This window comes from Achromobacter sp. DH1f (genome assembly GCF_000633435.1).
GTDB classification, from domain to species: domain Bacteria; phylum Pseudomonadota; class Gammaproteobacteria; order Burkholderiales; family Burkholderiaceae_B; genus Achromobacter; species Achromobacter deleyi.
Window position 1 is genome coordinate 570,779 of the sequence record NZ_AYMF01000010.1, and the last position, 17,213, is coordinate 587,991.

Annotated in this window: 17 protein-coding genes; 9 read left to right on the forward strand and 8 right to left on the reverse strand. The window is 67.0% G+C overall.

The annotated features are described in order from the left end of the window. The first annotated feature begins 9 nt into the window (after positions 1-9). Together U858_RS0110335 and ligA are read left to right on the forward strand one after the other, a co-directional pair. Entirely contained in the window at positions 10-1,089 is a 1,080-nt protein-coding gene (locus tag U858_RS0110335) for a cell division protein ZipA C-terminal FtsZ-binding domain-containing protein (protein WP_025137081.1), read from the forward strand. Continuing rightward, on the forward strand, positions 1,089-3,188 hold the full coding sequence (gene ligA, locus U858_RS0110340; RefSeq protein WP_025137082.1) for an NAD-dependent DNA ligase LigA: 2,100 nt from the start codon (positions 1,089-1,091) through the stop codon (positions 3,186-3,188). The genes U858_RS0110335 and ligA overlap by 1 nt, the downstream gene beginning before the upstream one ends. Before the next feature lie 96 nt (positions 3,189-3,284). On the opposite strand, the gene U858_RS0110345 is transcribed toward ligA, so the two are convergent. From U858_RS0110345 to msrB, 4 genes are all read right to left on the reverse strand, one after another. Further along, on the reverse strand, positions 3,285-4,061 hold the full coding sequence (locus U858_RS0110345) for a peptidylprolyl isomerase (protein WP_025137083.1): 777 nt from the start codon (positions 4,059-4,061) through the stop codon (positions 3,285-3,287). Positions 4,062-4,078: 17 nt separating this feature from the next. Then, positions 4,079-4,348, reverse strand: a complete 270-nt coding sequence (locus U858_RS34765; protein WP_081821588.1) for a BolA family transcriptional regulator — start codon at positions 4,346-4,348, stop codon at positions 4,079-4,081. An 84-nt stretch (positions 4,349-4,432) separates the two neighbouring features. Further along, positions 4,433-5,011, reverse strand: a complete 579-nt coding sequence (locus U858_RS0110355) for a septation protein A (protein ID WP_025137085.1) — start codon at positions 5,009-5,011, stop codon at positions 4,433-4,435. Then, positions 5,008-5,406, reverse strand: a complete 399-nt coding sequence (gene msrB, locus U858_RS0110360) for a peptide-methionine (R)-S-oxide reductase MsrB (RefSeq protein WP_025137086.1) — start codon at positions 5,404-5,406, stop codon at positions 5,008-5,010. The genes U858_RS0110355 and msrB overlap by 4 nt, the downstream gene beginning before the upstream one ends. Before the next feature lie 52 nt (positions 5,407-5,458). Here msrB and U858_RS0110365 point away from each other — a divergent pair, with 52 nt between their 5' ends. The 7 genes from U858_RS0110365 (at position 5,459) to U858_RS0110395 (ending at position 12,504) form a co-directional block, all read left to right on the forward strand. Continuing rightward, positions 5,459-6,136, forward strand: a complete 678-nt coding sequence (locus U858_RS0110365) for an energy-coupling factor ABC transporter ATP-binding protein (RefSeq protein ID WP_025137087.1) — start codon at positions 5,459-5,461, stop codon at positions 6,134-6,136. Then, the gene (locus U858_RS0110370; protein WP_025137088.1) at positions 6,133-6,729 is read left to right on the forward strand and encodes an energy-coupling factor transporter transmembrane component T; all 597 of its coding nucleotides are present in this window, start codon (positions 6,133-6,135) and stop codon (positions 6,727-6,729) included. Before U858_RS0110365 ends, U858_RS0110370 begins: the two co-directional genes overlap by 4 nt. Positions 6,730-6,758: 29 nt before the next feature. Continuing rightward, positions 6,759-7,316, forward strand: coding sequence for a biotin transporter BioY (locus tag U858_RS0110375; protein ID WP_025137089.1), 558 nt, complete (start codon positions 6,759-6,761; stop codon positions 7,314-7,316). Positions 7,317-7,564: 248 nt separating this feature from the next. Further along, positions 7,565-8,728, forward strand: a complete 1,164-nt coding sequence (locus U858_RS0110380) for an ABC transporter substrate-binding protein (RefSeq protein WP_025137090.1) — start codon at positions 7,565-7,567, stop codon at positions 8,726-8,728. A gap of 133 nt (positions 8,729-8,861) precedes the next feature. Then, positions 8,862-9,899, forward strand: a complete 1,038-nt coding sequence (locus tag U858_RS0110385) for a branched-chain amino acid ABC transporter permease (protein ID WP_025137091.1) — start codon at positions 8,862-8,864, stop codon at positions 9,897-9,899. A gap of 5 nt (positions 9,900-9,904) precedes the next feature. Then, positions 9,905-11,743, forward strand: coding sequence for an ATP-binding cassette domain-containing protein (locus tag U858_RS0110390; RefSeq protein ID WP_025137092.1), 1,839 nt, complete (start codon positions 9,905-9,907; stop codon positions 11,741-11,743). After that, positions 11,740-12,504 (forward strand): ABC transporter ATP-binding protein, encoded by a 765-nt coding sequence (locus tag U858_RS0110395; protein WP_025137093.1) that lies wholly within the window; start codon positions 11,740-11,742, stop codon positions 12,502-12,504. Before U858_RS0110390 ends, U858_RS0110395 begins: the two co-directional genes overlap by 4 nt. A 46-nt stretch (positions 12,505-12,550) precedes the next feature. On the opposite strand, the gene U858_RS0110400 is transcribed toward U858_RS0110395, so the two are convergent. From U858_RS0110400 to U858_RS0110415, 4 genes are all read right to left on the reverse strand, one after another. Beyond that, a complete protein-coding gene (locus tag U858_RS0110400) occupies positions 12,551-12,958 on the reverse strand; it encodes an ASCH domain-containing protein (protein ID WP_025137094.1) in 408 nt (135 codons plus the stop codon). After that, positions 12,955-15,105 (reverse strand): phosphocholine-specific phospholipase C, encoded by a 2,151-nt coding sequence (locus U858_RS0110405; RefSeq protein ID WP_025137095.1) that lies wholly within the window; start codon positions 15,103-15,105, stop codon positions 12,955-12,957. The genes U858_RS0110400 and U858_RS0110405 overlap by 4 nt, the downstream gene beginning before the upstream one ends. 92 nt (positions 15,106-15,197) lie before the next feature. After that, positions 15,198-16,043 carry a branched-chain amino acid aminotransferase gene (locus tag U858_RS0110410; RefSeq protein WP_025137096.1) on the reverse strand — a complete coding sequence of 282 codons (846 nt, stop codon included), beginning with the start codon at positions 16,041-16,043 and terminating at the stop codon, positions 15,198-15,200. A 74-nt stretch (positions 16,044-16,117) separates the two neighbouring features. Next, entirely contained in the window at positions 16,118-17,137 is a 1,020-nt protein-coding gene (locus U858_RS0110415; protein ID WP_025137097.1) for an ABC transporter substrate-binding protein, read from the reverse strand. Between the last annotated feature and the right edge of the window lie 76 nt (positions 17,138-17,213).

Genomic DNA, 17,213 nt, shown 5'->3' on the forward strand with positions numbered 1-17,213 from the left:
GATTTACACATGAGTGATTTGCAGATCGGGCTGATTGCCCTGGGCGTCTTGCTGATACTGCTGGTGCTGGGCTTCAATTGGTGGCAAGACCGCCGCGTCCGCCGCAAGATGCAAAGCCATTTCCCCACCTCCGAGCAGGATCCCCTGCTGGGCGCGGGAGCCGGTACGGCCGCGGGCGCTGCTGCCGCGGGCGGCGCATCTACGCGGCGCGAGCCCGGCATGGGCGATGCCCCCAAGGCACACCCCGAGCAGCCCAAGCCGGTCGACCCGGGCAGCGATGCCGACGATGCCGAAGAGCCCGATCCCGCCTGCGAAGTGGTCATCGAGATCAACTTCGCCGAGCCGGTGCGCGGCGCCGACCTGCTGCCCTACATGCAAAGCCTGCGCCACGTGGGCCGCAAACCCATGCGCGTGTTCGCCGAAACCGACCAGCGCCGCCACCGCGCGCGCGTGCATGCCGGCGAATCGTATGCGTCCATGCAACTGGCCGTGCTGCTGGCCAACCGCAGCGGCCCCCTGACCGCCATCGAATGGTCGCAGGCCTGGGCCCGCGCCCAGGACATGGCCGAACGCTTTGATGCCCTGATCGAAGGCCCCGACCAGCAAGCCGTGCTGGAACAGGCCGCCCGCCTGGACGACACCTGCGCCGCGCTGGACACCCAGGTTGGCCTGACGCTGCTGCTGGGCGCCGCCCAACCGGCCGCCGAAGTCCTGAGCGTCGCTCGCGACGCCGGTTTCGTGGCCGACGGCAACCGCCTGGCCTGGCCGGCCGAGAACGGCGTGGCCCGCTTCACGCTGGCACGCGCCGATGGCGCCGCCTTCGACGCCGGCATGGGCGGCATCGAACGCCTGTACCTGCTGCTGGACGTGCCGTGCAGCCCGGCGGACAGCCGCGCCTTCGGCCGCATGGTCGACGTGGGCCGCGAATTGGCTGCCCGGCTTCGCGCGGACCTGGTCGACGACCAGGGCAAGCCCCTGGCCGACGGCTCTGAAACGGTCATCGACGAACGCCTGCAAGTGCTGTTCGGCCAGCTCGAACAAGCCGGCTTGCCGGCCGGCAGCGAGCGCGCTCAACGGGTGTTTGCGTAATGAGCAAGGCCGGAAGTACCCCTGCGGCGGAAACCGCGGCGCGCCTGCGCGCGGAAATCGAACAGCACAACGTCCGCTATTACGTCTACGACGATCCGTCGATCTCGGATGCCGACTACGACCGCCTGATGCGCGAGCTGCAGGACCTGGAAGCCGCGCATCCCGAATTGGTTTCGCCGGAATCCCCTACGCAGCGCGTGGGGGCGGCGCCGGTGTCGGCCTTCGGCAGCGTGCGCCATGCCGTGCCCATGCTGTCGCTGGGAAACGCTTTCGACGAAGAAGACGTGACGGCATTCGACCGCCGGGTCACCGACACTCTGCGCGGCGCCGGCCTGCTGGGCCCGGCAGCGCAGACCGAATACTTCTGTGAGCTCAAACTCGACGGCCTGGCGATCAGCCTGCGCTACGAGGACGGCCGCCTGGTGCAGGCCGCCACCCGCGGCGACGGCCAGACGGGCGAAGACGTCACCTCCAACATCCGCACCATCAAGGCGATTCCGCTGCAACTGACCGGCCCCGCACCCCGGGTGCTGGAAGTGCGCGGCGAAGTCCTGATGAACCGCGCCGACTTCGAAAAACTCAACGCGGCCCAGGCCAAGCGCGACGAAAAAGTCTTCGTCAATCCGCGCAACGCGGCCGCCGGCAGCCTACGGCAGCTGGATCCGCGCATCACCGCCAAGCGGCCGCTGCGTTTTTTTGCGTATGGCTGGGGCGAAGTCCAGGGCCTGCCCGGCGGGCAGAACGGCCTGTTCGACGAGGCCCCGGCGGGCGCCGCCGAAGCCTCGCCGCTGCCCGAGAAGTCGCACGGCGCCATGCTGGACTGGCTGGCTTCGCTGGGCCTGCCCGTCAACGTCAAGCACAACCTGCGCGCCACCGGCGCCGAAGGGCTGATGGCGTTCTACGCCAAGGTCGGCGCGCTGCGCGCTGCGTTGCCCTACGACATCGACGGCGTGGTCTACAAGGTCGATTCGCTGCCGGCGCAGAAACTGCTGGGCTTTGTGGCGCGCGCGCCGCGCTTCGCCCTGGCGCACAAGTTTCCCGCCGAAGAAGCCACCACGACGCTGCTGGACATTGAAGTGCAGGTGGGCCGCACGGGCGCCATCACCCCCGTCGCCCGGCTCAAGCCGGTGTTCGTGGGCGGCGTGACGGTCACCAATGCCACCCTGCACAACGAAGACGAAATCCGCCGCAAGGACGTGCGCATCGGCGACACGGTCATCGTGCGGCGTGCGGGCGACGTGATTCCCGAGGTCGTGGGCGCCGTGCTCGACAAGCGGCCCGATGACGCGCGCGAATTCGTCATGCCCAAGGCATGCCCGGTCTGCGGTTCCGCAATCGAACGCCTGGAAGACGAAACCATCGCCCGCTGCACGGGCGGCCTGTTCTGCGCCGCCCAGCGCAAGCAGACGCTGTGGCACGCGGCCAGCCGCAAGGCGCTGGACATCGAAGGCCTGGGCGAAAAGCTGGTCGAGCAGCTGGTGGACAGTGGCCGGGTCAAATCCCTGGCCGACCTGTTCAGCCTGCGCCCGCTTGAACTGGTGGGCCTGGACCGCATGGGCCAGAAGTCGGCCGACAACCTGGTCGAGGCCATCGACAAGGCGCGGGCCCCGGCGCTGGGGCGGCTGCTGTTTGCCCTGGGCATCCGCCACGTGGGAGAGACCACCGCGCGCGACGTGGCCCGCCATTTCGGCAGCATCGAGGCCATCATGGACGCGGACGAAGACGCGCTGTCGTCCGTGCCCGACGTGGGGCCGGTCGTGGCGGGTTCCATCCGCCGCTTCTTCGCCGAGCAGCACAACCGCGACGTCATCGACCAACTGAAGGCGCAAGGCGTGCAGCCGGTGGCCGAGGCCGTGCCCGAAGACACCACCCTGGCCGGCAAGACCTTCGTCCTGACGGGCACGTTGCCCAACTGGACCCGCGAAGAAGCCTCGATGCGCATCCAGGCGGCTGGCGGCAAGGTCAGCGGGTCAGTCTCCAAGAAGACCGCCTACCTGGTGGCCGGCGAAGACGCCGGCAGCAAGCTCACCAAGGCCCAGGAACTCGGCGTGACGGTGCTGGACGAAGACGAACTGAAGGCGCTGCTGGGCGTCTCCTAGGCGTCATACGACGTACCGCCGGGAATCAATAGCCAATAGCCCGCACAAAAAAAACTGCCCGCAGATGCGGGCAGTTTTTTGGGGAAAGCGGCAGGCTTACTGAATCTTGGCCTTTTCGCGCAGTTCCTTCTGGTAGTCGGCCAGGGTTTGCTGGCGCAGCATTTCTTCCAGTTGCGGACGGACCTGATCCAGCGGCGGGAATTCGACCGGACGGGTGTCGTCGACCATGATGATGTGCCAGCCGAATTGGGTCTGGACCGGCTTGTCGACCAGTTGGCCCTTCTTGAGCTGGGTCACGGCTTGCGCGAACGGCTGGACGTAGTTGGTCGGGGGAGCCCAACCCAGATCGCCACCCTTTTCGGCGCTGCCGGGGTCTTTCGAGTTCTTCTTGGCCAGGTCGTCGAACTTGCCCTTGTTGCTCTTCAACTGGGCCAGCAGGTCGTTGGCGGTCTTTTCGTCTTCGACCAGGATGTGACGGACCTTGTATTCCATCTTGCCGGCCTGTTCTTTCTTGATCTTGTCGTATTCGGCCGTGACCTTGGCATCCGACACCGGGTGCTTGGCCAGGTAGTCGGCCATCAGGGCGCGAACCAGGATGCCTTGGCGGGCCAGTTCGATTTCGGTCTGGACGTCGGCCTGCTTGGCGATGCCGGTGGATTCAGCGGCTTGCACGAAGACCTGGCGATTGATCATTTCCTGCTTGACCTGTTCGCGCAGCTGGGGCGAATCGGTCGCGCCTTGGCTGACCAGCAGCTTGACGAATTGATCCAGGCTCTTTTGCGGAATGGCCTTGCCATTGACGGTAGCCACGTTCTGAGCAAAAGCAGGCACAGCGATGACGCAGGCGGCTGCCAGCATGACGATGCGTTTCATGAATATCCTTTTACTAACTATTTGGGAGCCTGGGCGTCTAGCGCAAGCGCATGAATCGGATAGGGGATCAAATCTTGCAAATGATGATACACCAGCCGATGCCGCGCCACGGCGGAGAGCCCCGCAAAACAGGACGCTACGATGTGCACACGGTAATGGCCGGCGCCGTTTTTACTGCCTTCGTGGCCGGCATGCAAATGGGATTCGTCCTGGATGTCCAGGGAAAGCGGTTCCAGGACGGCCAGGCGCTCCCGGATCAGGGTCATGCGATCGGTGGTTTCTGACATGGCGTCAATCGTAAAGTTCCGGCGCGCCGGGCGCGCCATGGGGGAAGGGCGGCGGGCCGGGCACCCGGGCCCGGCCGGACGGCCTCAGGGCTTGGGCGGGGTGCTGGAGCCCGGCGCGGCGTTGTCGTCGGTCTGGATGTGCTTGCCCAGCCAGAGCGACTGGCCGATGACGAAGACGATCATCAGGCCCATCAGGCCGAAGGCCTTGAAGCTGACCCACTGCGATTCGGTGAAGTGCCCCGAAAACGCCACATACAGGTTGATGGCGCCCGCCACCAGGAAAAAGCCGGCCCACACCAGGTTGAGCTTTTCCCAGGCGGCATCCGGCAGCTGGATCTGCTTTTCCATCAGGCGACGGATCAGGTTGCGGCCGAACAGCAGGCGGGCAAAGACCAAGGCGCCGCCGAACAGCCAATACAGCACCGTGGGCTTCCATTTGATGAAGACGTCGCTGTGCAGCCAGATGGTGGCGCCGCCAAATACCAGGATGACCGTGAGGTTGATCCAGTGCATGGCCTCGGTGGCGCGGCCGGTGGCCTTGAGCCAGACGATCTGCAGCACCGCCGCCGCCATGGCCACGCCGGTCGCGATGAAGATGTCCGTGAACCGGTAGGCCAGGAAGAACAGGAACAGCGGAAAGAGGTCGAACAGGAACTTCTTCATTCTTCTATGGGTTCGAACGTCATCGACAGGGAATTGATGCAGTAGCGCAGGCCGGTGGGCTCGGGGCCGTCGGGAAAGACGTGGCCCAGGTGCGCGTCACAGACGTTGCACAGCACTTCGGTGCGCACCATGCCGTGGGTGGTGTCGCGTTCTTCGCGCACCAGTTCCGGATCCAGCGCCTGGAAATAGCTGGGCCAGCCACAGCCCGCGTCGAATTTGGTGTCGGACGCGAACAGCGCGGTGCCACAGCCCACGCAGCGGTAGATGCCCGGGGTGAAGGTATTCCAGTAGCGCCCGGTGAATGCGCGTTCGGTACCCTTTTCACGGGTGACGACGTATTCTTCCGGGGACAGCTGGGCCCGCCATTCGGCGTCGGTTTTGCGTACTTTGTCCATATCAGCTCTTGGAGTCCCGATGCCCGAAATGGTTCGGGCATAATCCCGCCCCATGTTAATCGAGTTTGACCAGGCGATTGTATCGACGCCCCAGGCGGACGTGTTGCGCGGGGTGAGCCTTCGGCTTGCCGGCCGCCGGGTCGGCATCGTCGGTCCGAACGGCGCTGGCAAGAGCACGCTGGCGCGGCTGGTCAACGGCCTGGTGCTGCCCACTTCGGGCAGCGTGCGGGTGGGCGGGCTGGATACCCGGCAGGACCTGAAGGCCGTGCGCCGGCAGGTCGGTTTCGTGTTCCAGAACCCCGAAAACCAGATTGTCTTTCCCATCGTGCGCGAAGACCTGGCGTTCGGCTTGAAACACCTGGAACCCGACCGCGGCCAGCGCGAAGCCCGCATCGTGACCCAATTGGCCGCGCTGGGCGTGGCGCACCTGGCGGACCGCACCAGCCACACCCTGTCGGGCGGCGAGCGCCAACTGGTGGCCCTGGCGGCCGTGCTGGTCATGCGGCCGGCGCTGGTGGTGTTCGACGAGCCCACCACCCAGCTGGACCTGCGCAACCGCAACCGGGTGCGCGACGCCATAGCGGCCTTGCCGCAGGACGCCATCGTGGTCAGCCACGACCTGGACCTGCTGGAAGACTTCGAACGCGTGGTGGTGGTGCAGGACGGCGCCATTGCCGCCGACGACACCCCCGCGGCGGCGCTGCGCTGGTACCGGAACCACTGCGCGTGATCGAACCTTTATATATACCCGGCGACTCGCCGCTGCACCGGCTGCCCGCATGGCTCAAGCTGCTGGCGCTGGCCGCGGCGGGGGCGGGCCTGTTCTTGCTGCGCGATCCGCGCGGGCTGGCGCTGGCCTGCCTGGTGGCGGCGTTGCTGTTGCGCCTGGCCGGGGCTACCGTGGCGAGCGTCTGGCGCCAGGTGCGCGGGCTGGTCTGGGTGCTGCTGGCCGTGGCCTTGTTCACGGGCTTTTTCCAGGGCTGGCAAGAGGCGCTGGCGGTGGTGCTGCGCATTGCAGCGATGGTGGGCCTGGCCCTGGCCGTCACGCTGTCCACCCGTACGTCGGACCTGATCGCCGTGTGCGAGCGTGTGCTGATGCCGCTGCAGCGCATCGGGCTGGTCGATGCCGGCAAGGTCGCGTTGGCGCTGGCCCTGGCCTTGCGCTTCGTGCCCGAGATATGGCGCAATTTCCATGAAATCCGCGAGGCGCAGGCGGCGCGCGGACTGGGTGCCAACCCGGTCGCGCTGATCGTGCCCCTGGTGGTGCTGACCCTGAAGCGGGCCCAGGAAGTGGCCGAAGCCATCGACGCCCGCAGTCTCTGAACTTCCGTCCTGATAGAAAAGGCACTGCCATGAAATCCAACAATACCGTGCTGGTGGCCCTGTTCGCCGCGCTGATCGTCGTGATGAGCCTGATCCCGCCGGTGCCGCTGCCGGGCATTCCGGTGCCGATCACCTTGCAGACGCTGGGGGCCATGCTGGCTGGCGCGATGCTGGGGCCGGGCCGCGGCGCCCTGGCCTGCCTCCTGTACCTGGTGCTGGCGGCCATCGGGCTGCCGGTGCTGCCGGGCGGGCGGGGCGGCATGGGCGCGTTCTTCGGGCCTACTGGCGGTTTCCTGGTCGGCCTGGTGGCAGGCGCCTGGGTCACCGGCTTGCTGGCGCGCCACCTGGCGGGTCGGGCCGAACGCTTCTGGCCGGCCTTGGCCGGCTATGCCGTGGCCTGCGTCATCGGCGGCATCGTGGTGGTCTATGCATTCGGGGTGCCGTGGCTGGCGACGGTCACCAAGATGGGGCTGGCCAAGGCCGCGATGGCCGTGTCGGTGTTCGTGCCCGGCGACCTGATCAAGGCAGCGCTGGCCGCGTGGGTCGCGGCAAGGGTCGAGCGGGTGTGGCCGATGCTGGGGCGATGAACGCCGCGTCGGGGTGCGCCGCACAAGGGAATCCCCCAACTGACGTCCGCAGGGCTTTCAAGTACAAGTTCGCCATTAACGAATGCGTTTGCTGAATGGGGTTTCCGTAGCACATCAGGGATTTACCGTAGTTGCGCGAAGTCATTTGATACTCTTTTAACCCTATAATATTTTTTTCTGTATAACTTTAACTAGGCTCGCTTCCGCCTCGACCGGGGCAACAAAAGAGCCACCACAGGAGACAAAACATGCGCAAGCACTTCGGCTTGTCCGCGGCCGCCGCCGCCGTTGCCCTGACCCTGCCGCTGCTGGCCAGCGCCCAGGTCAAGGTGGGTGTCACGGTGTCCAGCACCGGCCCCGCCGCCTCGCTGGGTATCCCCGAGCGCAACACCGTGGCGCTGCTGCCCAAGGAAGTGGCCGGTCAGAAGATCGAATGGATCGTTCTGGACGACGCGACCGACACGACGCAAGCCGTCAAGAACTCGCGCAAACTGGCTTCCGACGACAAGGTCGACGTGCTGATCGGCACCTCGGTCACGCCGGGCTCGCTGGCCATGGTGGACGTGGCCGCCGAAGCCAAGGTGCCGATGATCAGCGTGGCCGCCAGCGCCAAGATCGTCGAACCCGTGGACGACAAGCGCCGCTGGGTCTTCAAGACCCCGCAGAACGACGCCCTGATGGCCGGCGCGCTGGCTGACGCGATGTCCAAGTCCAAGGTCAAGACGCTGGGCTTCATCGGCTTTGCCGACGCCTACGGCGACGGCTGGCTGGACGTGATGCAAAAGGCCGCCAAGGCCAAGGGCATTGAAATCGTCGCCATCGAAAAATACAGCCGCACCGACACCAGCGTGACGGGCCAGGTGCTCAAGCTGGTCGGTGCCAAGCCCGACGCCATCCTGATCGCCGGCGCCGGCACCCCGTCGGCCCTGCCGCAAAAGGAACTGAAGGCCCGCAACTACGGCGGCACCATCTACCAGACCCACGGCGCCGCCAACAACGACGTGCTGCGCGTCTGCGGCAAGGATTGCGACGGCATGTACCTGCCGGCCGGCCCGCTGCTGGTCGCGGCCCAGCTGCCCGACAGCAACCCGGTCAAGAAGTCTGCCCTGGCCTACGTCGAAACGTACGAAAAGGCCAACGGCGCCGGTTCGACCAACACCTTCGGCGGCCATATGTGGGATGCCGGCCAACTGGTCGTGGCGGCCTTGCCCGTCGCCCTGAAGACCGGCGCCAAGCCGGGCACACCGGAGTTCCGCGCCGCCATGCGCGACGCCCTGGAAAACGTCAAGGACCTGGCCGCCTCGCAAGGCGTGTTCAACATGTCGCCCACCGACCACGCCGGCTTTGACGAGCGTTCGCGCGTCATCGTCAAGGTCGAAGGCGGCAAGTGGGTCTACCAACCCGGCCTGTAATCCCCGCGGATTGCCGATCCACGGGCGCCCGCCTGGGCGCCCGAGCAATGCTTCGCACCGGCCTCTCCGGCCGGTGCGTCGTATCAAGTGTTCCGGGCGCGGCCGGAGCACCAAGAACTAAATAGGTTGTTAGATGGATTCCTCAATTGCGCTGATCCTGCTGCAAGACGGTGTCGTCAACGGCGCCATCTATGCCCTCCTGGGCATGGCTCTGGTGCTGGTATTCGCCGTTACGCGCGTCATTTTCATTCCCCAGGGCGAGTTCGTGGCGTTCGGCGCCCTGACCCTGGCGATGCTGGTGGACGGCAAGGTGCCCGGCACCGCCTATCTGCTGCCGCTGCTGGGCGTGGTCTGCCTGGTGCTTGAACTGCTGCGCGCGCTGCGCACCCGCAACGCGGCCGGATTGGTCCGCGCGGTGCTGACCTGTGTCGTCCTGCCGCTTGCGCTGCTGTGGCTGACCGTCACCTATACCGCCCCCGGCAATTCGCTGTGGCTGAACATGCTGCTGACGCTGCTGCTCGTCATTCCGATGGGCCCGATGGTCTACCGCATCGTCTACCAGCCGCTGGCCGAAGCCACGGTGCTGGTGCTGCTGATCGTGTCCGTCGCGGTGCACTTCGCGCTGACCGGCCTGGCGCTGGTGTTCTTCGGCGCCGAAGGCTGGCGCACGCCGGCGTTCGTGAGCGGCCAGGTCGACCTGGGCTTCATGACGTGGTCGGCGCAAAGCCTGTTCGTGGTCGCGACCTGCGCGCTCTTGATCATTGCGCTGTGGCTGTTCTTCGGCAAGACGCTGTACGGCCGCGCGCTGCGCGCCACGGCGGTCAACCGCCGCGGCGCCCGCCTGGTGGGCATCAGCACCACCATGTCCGGCAGCCTGACGTTCACGCTGGCGGTGGCCATCGGCGCCATGTCCGGCATGCTGATCGCGCCCATCACCACCGTCTACTACGACACGGGCTTCCTGATCGGCCTGAAGGGCTTTGTCGGCGCCATCATCGGCGGCCTGGCCAGCTACCCCGTGGCGGCCGCCGGCTCGCTGCTGGTGGGCGTGCTGGAATCGTTCTCGTCCTTCTGGGCCAGCGCCTACAAGGAAGTGATCGTCTTCACCTTGATTATCCCGGTTCTGGTCTGGCGTTCGTTCAGCACCCATCACGTGGACGAAGAGGAATAAACGTCATGAACCGCATTTTGCTTGCCGTTTTCATCGTGGTCCTGGCGGCGCTGCCGCTGGTGTCGGCCACGCCCGAATTCTGGGTGACGCAGCTGAACTACATCGGCCTGGCCAGCCTGGTCGTGCTGGGCCTGGTGCTGCTGACCGGCGTGGGCGGGCTGACGTCGTTCGGCCAGGCCGCGTTCGTGGGCCTGGGCGCCTACACCACGGCCTACCTGACCACACAACACGACGTGTCGCCCTGGCTGGCGCTGCCCGCCGGCCTGATCCTGACCGCCGTGGTGGCTTATCTGCTGGGCGCCATCACGCTGCGCCTGTCCGGCCACTACCTGCCGCTGGGCACCATCGCCTGGGGGCTGTCGCTGTTCTTCCTGTTCGGCAACCTGGACGCGCTGGGCAAGCATGACGGCATCGCCGGCATCGAGCCCATCAGCCTCTTTGGCATGTCGCTGGCCAGCGGCCGCCACATCTATTACCTGATCTGGGTGTTCGTGCTGCTGGCGCTGTGGGCGACGCGCAACCTGCTGAACTCGCGTCCGGGCCGGGCCATCCGCGCGCTCAAGAGCGGCGCAGGCATGGCCGAGTCGATGGGCGTGAACACCGCCGCGTACAAGGTCGTGATCTTCGTCTGGGCCGCCTTGCTGGCGTGCGTGTCGGGTTGGCTCTATGCGCACATGCAGCGCGCGGTCAGCCCCAGCCCGTTCGGCATCAACTACGGCATCGAATACCTGTTCATGGCGGTGGTCGGTGGCGCGGGCTACGTCTGGGGCGCCTTGCTCGGTTCCAGCGTCATCCTGGTACTCAAAGACCAGCTGCAGAACCTGTTGCCCAAGCTGCTGGACACCAATGCCAACTTCGAGATGATCGTCTTTGGCGTGCTGCTGATCCTGATGCTGCAATACGCCCGCAACGGCCTGTGGCCGATCCTGGCGGGCTGGTGGGGCAGCCTGACCGGCACCGACGGCTCGCGCCGCAACCTGGCGCCACCCGCGCCGGCGCCGGCCCTGCCGCTGCGTCCGCGGCCGCAGGCGGGGCAGGTGGTGCTGGAAGTGGATGCCATCCGCAAGGAATTCGGCGGCCTGGTCGCCGTCAACGACATCACCTTCAAGGTTCGCTCGGGCGAGATCATGGGGTTGATCGGTCCCAACGGCGCCGGCAAGAGCACGACCTTCAACCTGATCAGCGGCGTGCTGCCGGTGACGCGCGGCAAGGTCACGTTCATGGGCGAGCGCATCGACAACCGCTCGGCCCGCGAGATCGCCAAGCTGGGCGTGGGCCGCACCTTCCAGCACGTGCAACTGCTGCCGGGCATGACGGTGCTGGAAAACGTGGCGCTGGGCGCGCACCTGCGTTCCGACGTGGGCGTGTGGGCCGGTGCGCTGCATGCCGACCGCGCTCGCGAGGCGCAACTGCTGCATGAAGCCGCCGAGCAGATCAAGCGCGTCGGCCTGGGCGAATACCTGTATGAACAGGCGGGCAACCTGGCGCTGGGCCAGCAACGCATCCTGGAAATCGCGCGGGCCCTGGCCAGCGACCCGGTGCTGCTGTTGCTGGACGAGCCGGCCGCCGGCTTGCGCTACAAGGAAAAGCAAGACCTGGCCCGCGTGCTGGAACAGCTGCGCGCCGAGGGCATGAGCATTCTGCTGGTGGAACACGACATGGATTTTGTGATGCGCCTGACCAACCACCTGGTGGTGATGGATTTCGGCACGAAGCTGGCCGAAGGCGTGCCGGCCGAGGTGCAACAGAACCCGGCGGTGCTGGAAGCGTACCTGGGCGGCATCGACGACGATCTGCCCGAAGCCGACCAGGCCAAGCCCGTCACCGCAGGAGGCGTGCAATGACCGCGTCCAAACCCGTACTTGAAGTCAGCAACCTGTCGGCCCGCTACGGCAAGGTCGGCGCCCTGGCCGGCGCTACCCTGACCGTGCCGGCAGGCAGCATCGTCACCGTGATCGGCGCCAACGGCGCCGGCAAGTCCACCATGCTGAACGCCGTGATGGGGTCTTTGCCCCAGACCGGCCATGCGGCCGGTACCGTGCAGTACGCGGGCACCGACGTGTCCGGCTGGCAGGTTGAACGCCGCGTCGCCGCGGGTATGTCGCTGGTGCCCGAGCGGCGCGAGCTGTTCGGCACCATGTCGGTCGAAGACAACCTGCTGCTGGGTGGTTTTCGCCGTTACCGGGCGCGCGAAAGCGGCTGGCGCGACACGCTGAACGAGGTCTTCGACCTGTTCCCGCGGCTGCGCGAACGCCGCGCCCAGCAGGCCGGCACGCTGTCGGGCGGTGAGCGCCAGATGCTGGCGGTGGGGCGCGCGCTGATGGCCAAGCCCACCTTGCTGATGCTGGACGAGCCCAGCCTGGGTCTCGCGCCGCGCATCGTGCGCGAGATCTTCCACATCATCGCGCGGCTGCGTGAAACCGGCGTGGCGATTTTGCTGGTCGAACAGAATGCCCGCGCGGCCTTGCAGGTGGCCGACTACGGCTACGTGCTGGAAACCGGCGAGGTCATCCTGCACGGCCCGGCGCGCGAGCTGGCCGGGGACCCCAAGGTCATCGAAAGCTACCTGGGCCTGGGCAAGGCCGCCGAGCAAGAAGCGGCTTGAGGGGGCGGCGCCCGACGGCGCCGCAGCGATTCGGCGGGACGGGCGCTCAGTCCGTCCCGCGCTCGAACACCTCGACCACGCGAAAGCGTTCGCACACCAGCATCATGTCCGGCGCATAGCCGCCATTGCGGTCGAAGTACGCAATGTGCTCGGACCGCCAGACCTCGTACGGGCCTTCGCCTTCTGCCAGCGCAAACGCTTCGTCCACCTGGTCAAAGCGCTGCATCAGCACGCTGGTGGTTTCGATGACGCAGGCCGGGCGGCCGCGGCCGTCCAGCACCACGTCGCGTCGGCCCGCTTCCGGTACCGGCTCTTTCTCGGTGAAGTCACGCAGCGCGCCGCAGGTCGCCGTCTTGGCGCCCGACAGCACCAGCGCCAGCAGTTCGTCGGCCAGTTCGGGCGAATCGCCGAACTGGAAGGTCACGGCGTTTTCGTAAGGGGCGGGCGGTTTCATGCGGGCGGTGTCCATTGCAGTATCAGCTCCTGTCCCATTGCGGGGTCCGAGATTGAGGGGGCGCCGGTCTCGATGCGTCCGGCCACGCGGCGCACGAAACCGGGTTCGTCATCGGCATGCACGCTGAAATCGTACCAACCGCCGCTGCGCGCCAGGTCCCAGTCCACGAGGGTCTCGGCGCCCGCGGGCAATGCGGCGTCGGCGCGGCCGGGGTAGCCGTAGGCATTGGCCTGGATGCGCACCACGCGGGCCTGGCCGCCGGGATTGCGCAGCGTCAGGCGCAGCCGCGGGCCGGCCGCCTCGTAGAGGGCTTGGACCGTCAAGGGCGCGGCGCCGGCTTGCAGACGGCCCGCGACGTGGCGGTGAAAGCCGTTGGGGCCCAGCACCCACAGGTCATAGCGGCCCTGATCGGCGGTGGTGGGCCAGACGCCTTCCAGCTGCTTGCCGGCTTCGACGGTATAGCGGCGTGGCCCGGCTTCCAGATGCAGCCGATCGTAGACGTGCAGCACCGCGCCGGCCGTGCCGGTGTTGTCGAAACGCAGCGCAATGCCATCGCCGTCGGCGCGCGCCTGCATCGACAGCGCATAGGGCAGGGCGCGCGACGGCCGCGTGCCGGCCTGCTGGCGTGCCAGCCCGGGCTTGTCGGGCGCGGGCGGCGTGATGGTGCCGGGCAGCGCCGCGGCCTGGGCCGCGCGGTCGGCGGTGGCCGGCAGGCCGCGCAGCCGGTCGGCGTCGTCGGGCGTGGCAAAGTCGAAGATCGACGTCAGGTCGCCGCAGACCGCCCGGCGCCACGGCGAGATATTGGTTTCAGCCACGCCGAAGCGGCGCTCGACGAAGCGCAGCACCGAAGTGTGGTCGAACACTTCCGAATTGACCCAGCCGCCCTTGGTCCAGGGCGACAGCACGTACATCGGCACGCGCGGACCCAGGCCATAGGTGCCGTGCAGGTGAGCGGCGGTGTCGTCTTTCTCGGCCCCCGTCACGATCTCGTGGTATTCACCCACCGTGTCCACCGTGGACGCGCCCGCCAGCGTGCCATCGGCGCGGCGGGTGGGCGGCGCCGGCGGCGGCATGTGATCGAAGAAGCCGTCGTTCTCGTCGAACATCAGCAACAGGACGGTCTTGCTCCAGACGTCGGGATTGGCGGTCAGCGCGTCCAGCACGTGCGCGGTGTAGTCCGCCCCTTGGGCCGGGCTTGACGGGCTGGGGTGTTCCGAGCCGGCCTTGGTGGCGCAGATCCACGACACCTGGGGCAGCTTGTCGTCCAGCACATCCTGGCGCAGCAGGTCCAGGTCGCGGGTGGTCAGCGCCTTGTCTTTCAGGGCCGCCAGCGAGCCAGGCAGGCCTTGATGGGCATCGCGATAGGCCTTGAAGCCGGCGGTGGGATTGAGCGAATAGTTGTCCGCCATGTTCTGGTAGATGCGCCAACTGATGCCGGCGCGCTCCAGGCGTTCGGGGTAGGTCGTCCAGGTGTAGGCGCCCGCCGGGTCGCCGCCGCCCAGCTTGTTGTACAGATTGCCCAGCGCCGGGCCGTTGCCGCGGCCCAGGCCGTCGTTGGTGCCGCTCCAGACGAACAGCCGGTTGGTGTTGGTGCCGCCGGTGAACGAACAGTGATAGGCGTCGCACACCGTGAAGGCCCGCGCCATGGCGTACTGGAAAGGCATGTCGCTTTCCGTGAAGTACGCCATCGAATGATTCTTCTTGGCGGCCGGCCATTGGCCCATGCGGCCGGCGTCCCACGCATCCTGCGCGTTGGACCAGGTGTGCGGGGTGCTGGCGACCCGCATGGTCTCGTAGGCCTCGCGGGTGTCCAGGTGAAACGGCAGCACGCTGCGCGGCGCGCCTTCGTCGGGGCGGCCGTTGTATTGGGCCCAGACGGTGCGATGCGTGAAATCCGGGCTGTCCGGCACCGGGATGGGAAAGCGGTCGCCAAAGCCGCGCACCCCCGCCAGGCCGCCGAAATAATGGTCGAACGACCGGTTTTCCTGCATGAAGATGACGATGTGCTCGACGTCTTCGATCGTGCCCTTGCGGCGGTTCGCAGGGATGGCCAGTGCGAGGCGGATGGAGGCGGGCAGCAGCGCCAGGGCGCTGCCGGCGCCGGCGACCGCGGCGCTGCCGCGCAGGAACTCGCGTCGGGATTGCATGCGGAATAGTCCTTGATGCTGCGGTTTGCGTTCCATGCGGCGCTGCCCGCACGGGGCGGGCAGCAGGGGCGGTTACGGGAATGCGTCGCGGCTTACTTGCCGCGGGTGCTTTCCGCGTAGTCCATGTACAGCTTGTGTGCGCGGCGGGCCATGGGGCCGTATTCCAGCTTGCGGTCTTCGACGCGGTTCACGTGCACCACCTTGCCGTAGTTGCCGGACGAGAACACTTCGTCGGCCGCTTCGATGTCGGCGCGCGTCAGGCTGCGTTCCTGCACGTCCACGCCATCGGCCTTGAGCAGGGCCAGCACGCGGCGGCGGGTGATGCCGTTCAGGAAGGTGCCGTTGTCCACGGGCGTGGACACCACGCCGTCCTTGGCGATCCAGAGGTTGCTGGACGCGAACTCGGCCACGTTGCCGTCGCCGTCCAGCATGATGGCGTTGTCAAAGCCCTTGTCCATCGCTTCGCGGATGGCGCGCTGGCCATTGGGGTACAGGCACGAGGCCTTGGCGTCGGTGGGCGCCATGTTGGGCCAGGACCGCGCAAAGCTGGAGAAGCAGGCGGCGAACCCTTGCTCGCCCGGCATCGGCACCTTGAACACGTGCAGCACGAACTGGGTCTTGTCCGCGTCGGGCAGCAGGAAGCCGTCGGCGCAGAAGAACATGGGCTTGATGTAGAGCTCGGTGCCTTCGGGGAACTTGGCCACGGCCTGCAGGCACAGCGCCTGGATTTCCTGCCAGCCGAGCTGCGGCTTCATCAGCATTTTTTCGGCCGAGCGGATCACGCGCTGGCAGTGCAGGTCCAGGTCGGGCGTCAGGCCGCGGAATGCGCGCGCGCCGTCGAAGACCATGCTGGCCATCCAGAAGGCGTGGTCGGCGGGGCCGAGCAGTTTGGGGTTTTCGGGGGTCCAGTGACCGTTGTGCCAGAACAAGGCGTCCATGGTGTGCTTCCTTTGCTTGTCTCGTCGTGGCGCTGTTGACGCGCCGAAACGTCAGGATACATGAGCGCGCTGACTCATTCCTTGTCGAGCGCGGCCTGCACCCGCTGCGCCGCGTCGTCGGGCATCCATTGCCGCCAGACCGGACCGTACTGCTTGAGAAAATAGCGCGCGGCTTCCTCGGGTTCCTTGCCTTCGGTTTCCAGCCAGCCCAGGGTGGCGTCGATGGCGTCGCTGGGCACCGTCAGTTTGGCCAGGAACGCGGCCAGTTGCGGCGCTTCCTTGGCGAAGGCGGCATTGACGCCGGTCACCACGGGGTTGGGCTTGAATTCGGTGGCGACCGGCTTGGCGCACTTGGGGTCCGTCAGGCAGGTATAGGCCGTCTGGTCGAAGGCGGGCAGTTCCAGCTTGACCAGGTCCAGCGCGCCGACCAGCGCGGTGGGGGTCCAGTAATAGAAGACGATGTCGCGCTTGCGCTTGTAGGCGGACATGATGGCTGCCTTCTGCGCGGCGCCCGAGCCGGGCGCGAACAGGCTGTAGTCGCGGTCCAGATCCAGCGCGCGCAGCAGGTTGTCGTTCAGCGTGCCGCAGGCCCAGCCGGCGGGGCAGCCGTAGATGCGGCCACGGCCGGGGTCTTCGGGGTCGGAGAACACCGCTTTGAAGCGGGCCAGGTCGGCGGCCGATTTCAGGTCGGGATGGCGCTGTACGGTGTAGCGCGGCACGTACCAGCCTTCGCCTGCGTCATAGACATGGCCCAGGCCCAGCACGCGGCCGCTGGCCAGCGCTTTTTTCCAGGCGCCTTCGATCTGGCCGGGCCAGACTTCAGGGGTGACGTCCACGTCGCCGCGTTGCAGCGCCGCCAGCATCGGCAGCGTTTCGCCGATCTCGACCGATGTCTTGCAGCCGTAGCCGTGTTCCATCACATAGCGTTCGATGTTGGCCAGCACCAGGTTGGATTCCCAGTTCAGGCCGCTGAACCGCACCGGGCGGTTCACTTCGCAGGTGGGGCTAGCGGCCTGGGCCGGCGCGGACATCAACAGGGCGGCGGTCAGCGCCAGGGCGCCATGGACGGCGGCAAGCAAAGGCTTCGTGCGCATGGTGGAGCACCTTTCGGGTTGCGTGCCGGCCATTGTAAACACGCGCGGCGCAGGCTCCATGGCAACGGGGCCGCAT